This window comes from Bacillus haikouensis, assembly GCF_013179555.1.
In the GTDB taxonomy this organism is placed as follows: domain Bacteria; phylum Bacillota; class Bacilli; order Bacillales; family Bacillaceae_B; genus Rossellomorea; species Rossellomorea haikouensis_A.
Genome location: NZ_JABMCR010000373.1, coordinates 1 through 3,278, shown reverse-complemented (window position 1 = coordinate 3,278; position 3,278 = coordinate 1). Strand labels below are relative to the sequence as shown.

The following is a 3,278-nucleotide window of genomic DNA, read 5'->3' as shown; positions in this document are numbered from 1 at the left end:
CAAGTAGATGTTTCCACCTCCTGTAGGGGAACCATACTGGTTATTGGCCGGCAGGAAGGACACTCCGAAATCAAAGTCCGCGTTATTCTTCACATTAGTCAAGTTACCTGTCGTATGGTACATCATCGCCGTTTTTCCACTCAGGAAATCTGAAGGAACCGTCGCCCATTCAATGACACCCTCCGGCATGATCTTGTGCTCTTTCCCAAGGGACAGCCAGAATTCCATCGATTCTTTAGCGTATGGAGCATTAAAATACACTTCTTTTCCATCTTCAGACATAATGTTATCTTCAGTCTGAAGTGCTAATGCCTGGAACATCCAGTACTGATAGCCGGTACTCGGAATTTCAAGTCCCCACTGATCCTTGCCGCCGTTTTTCGTAAGTTTCTTCCCATATTCGACCAGCTGATCCCAGTTTTCAGGCGGGGCTTCAGGATCCAATCCGGCTTCTTTGAACGCGTCCTTGTTGTAGTAAAGGACGATCGTACTTCTCTGGAATGGAAGGCTGTATACCTTATCACCAATGGAAGAATTCGCCATGAATCCATCATAGAAATCGCCCAAATACTCTTCTTTGAACATCGGGGTCAATTCCTCGATCAGGTCGTTCTCAAGCAATGTAAACAAATCGATCGAGAATAATACCGCAAGCTCAGGCGAATTTCCTGCCTGTGCTGATGCCATTACCTGTGTCATCGTTTCAGCATAACTGCCGCCATATTTCGCATTCACCTTGATATCGGGATTTTCTTTTTCAAAATCAGCAACCATCCCATCCACGATCTTCGCCACATCCCCGCCGACCGCCACCGGAAACCAGAAATCGATTTCAGTTTTTTCATCTCCCCCGGTTTCACTGCTGCCGCATCCGGCAAGGACCATCATCAACACTAAAAAGAATGATAAAACCTTGATTTTCATGCCATTTCCTCCCCTTGATCTATATTTTTTTCATAAAAAAACCCATGAACAATAAACTGCACCACAAAAAAGTGTCATGCATTTCATTGGTCACAGGGATTCTCCGCATCTCTACCCTTAGACAATAACCTTGTCTAATACATATGTCTGATTATTCATAATAATACAACATTACCTAATACTTGGCAATGTAATTTCATAATTTTACATAACATCAATAACTTGATTGTTGTTAGCTTTCTGGTTTATACAAATCTTTCATTTTATAAAATTAATTTGAGCTAATGGAGAAAAGAAGTAAAGACAAGATAAAGGGAACGCCTTAAGTAATTTAGGGTATCCTTTTTCTTGTCTGTATCTAGTGCCTTAACTCATTTCTTGAAACGTTCTGTCATACAAAGAGTACTTCACATTAACTTTAGTCATTCTTTGCTGTCCTTCCTACTAAATTATTCAAGAACAACAGTGCAACACTTTGCACATGGCTTGAGTTGTGATAGCAGATAGACGAATTAGCAGATATTCGCCTGCAATTACATAATAATTCGCATCCATTCTTTCTTAATTTAAATTATCATTATTAGATATCATTATTTTTGTCATAACCGTTTTTTCTTGTTTTGGTTCGATAACCTGAAGACCTGTAGTCGAATAATCTAAATCAAGATTAGGTGCATTTGTTACCCACGTATATGGCTCTGGACATACAAACTGCTGATTTCCATCATTATTGTATACAACCCAAAACTTAAAGTTATTATCTGCTTTATATGTAATCTTAATTCCAGCAGGTTCATTTACAACAATTGCTTGATTGATGCCTGACTTTTCGACTGATGATAAAAACACATCATCAAGAGGATGGTTCTTTAAAATCATTCCAGTTAACAATTTTTCCTTATATTCAATTTTCTCCAGCTCACCTGTTGGCAAGTTACGTTCATTAAGTTTCCAGCGCTTCTCAGCCGAGAGCGAGAAACTGGAATGATCCTCAGGAAATAGAAAGGTTGTATGATAGCCTAATCCCCATGGAAACGGTCGATCACTTTTATTTATAACAGTTGCATCCTTGTGTATCGACGCCCTATCTAGTGTAAACGTCATTTTTAAAGTAAAGTGGTGAGGAAATTGCCTCAATACTTCCTCATACCTGGAAGAGTTAAATTCTGTTTCTATTATCACTTTGTCATCTATTACCTCAGCTTTTGCAACACTCCACTCTCTAGTATGTACAAAACCATGGATGTGATTGTCCTTATCTACCTCATTTCTATCAAACTGGTAGACTCGTTCGTTAAATGTAAATGTTCCTTGATCAATTCGATTAGGCGGGAATAATATTGGTGTTCCGAATAGAACTGGTTTATCCCAAAATTGACTAGCTGAGCTGGGGACTCGAAGTAATTCCTTATTGTTCTTCTTCTCTACAAGTGAAATAAGGTTAGATCCCCAAGCCGGTACTATAATAAATTCTAAATGATCATTCCCTGCTTTAATGGCATCCTTATCTAAAAAACTTATATTTTCTACATATTCATTCATACTGAACAATCCCTTTCATTAAATTAAGCTGCTACTATCAGTAAGTCCCTCTATAAATGTTAAACAACCACTTTAGTGTAAATAATTTGGTAAGGGGATATATCAGCACTTTTCTACCATAAAGAGTACTGATTAGCTTTCACATGCTTTCGGTATATTTAAACTCTTCTCCTGTCCCACCATGGACTTTACTGCCTCTGGCAGCAATAGCAAAAAGCTCCATAATCTCTTCGATTTCGAATTGCATCTTCGACTGAATTATAGTACGCTAACTTTAACTTAATTAATTTAATTAATTAAGTTAAGTGAAATCAGAACCTGACAGCCTCACCAAGAGTATAGGAGGTATTTATGAATAAGGCAACTACTTTAATAACTGAGTTTCAATCCATCTTCAATACACACAATAACCCCAGGACCTTCTTCGCTCCAGGAAGAATCAATTTAATCGGAGAGCATACGGACTATAATGGCGGTCATGTTTTTCCAGCCTCTATTTCTTATGGAACCACTGCATTAGGAAGAAAACGGGACGACCAAAGGATACGTTTTTACTCAATGAATTTCCCTGAAGCAGGAATCATAGAATGTGACCTATCTGACCTCTCTTTTAAAGAATCTGACCAATGGGCAAATTACCCTAAAGGGATGTTTCTTTATTTAATGGAAGCTGGCTATAAGGTTCACCGAGGGGCAGATATTTTATTTTTTGGCAATATTCCCAATGGGGCAGGTCTTTCATCTTCTGCGTCCATAGAAATGGCAACTGGCGTTTTATTGAATGGACTTTTCGATTTGAAATTGAAACCCAT

General features: G+C 38.4%; 3 protein-coding genes. 1 reads left to right on the top strand and 2 read right to left on the bottom strand.

Annotated features, from left to right (window positions below):
* Both HP456_RS21715 and HP456_RS21710 read right to left on the bottom strand, forming a co-directional pair.
* Positions 1-924: ABC transporter substrate-binding protein (locus HP456_RS21715; RefSeq protein ID WP_172254984.1), on the bottom strand; the 924-nt coding region annotated here is incomplete at its 3' end.
* 561 nt (positions 925-1,485) lie between these two features.
* Entirely contained in the window at positions 1,486-2,466 is a 981-nt protein-coding gene (locus HP456_RS21710) for an aldose 1-epimerase (protein WP_172254982.1), read from the bottom strand.
* 351 nt (positions 2,467-2,817) lie between these two features.
* Between HP456_RS21710 and HP456_RS21705 the strand changes: the two genes are divergently transcribed.
* Positions 2,818-3,278, top strand: a 461-nt coding sequence (locus tag HP456_RS21705) for a galactokinase family protein (protein WP_281358111.1), incomplete at its 3' end; no start/stop codon positions are given.

Coding starts and splice junctions, on each gene's coding strand:
- HP456_RS21710 (WP_172254982.1), bottom strand. CDS start 2,466: ATGAATGAATATGTAGAAAATATAAGTTTTTTAGATAAGGATGCCATT.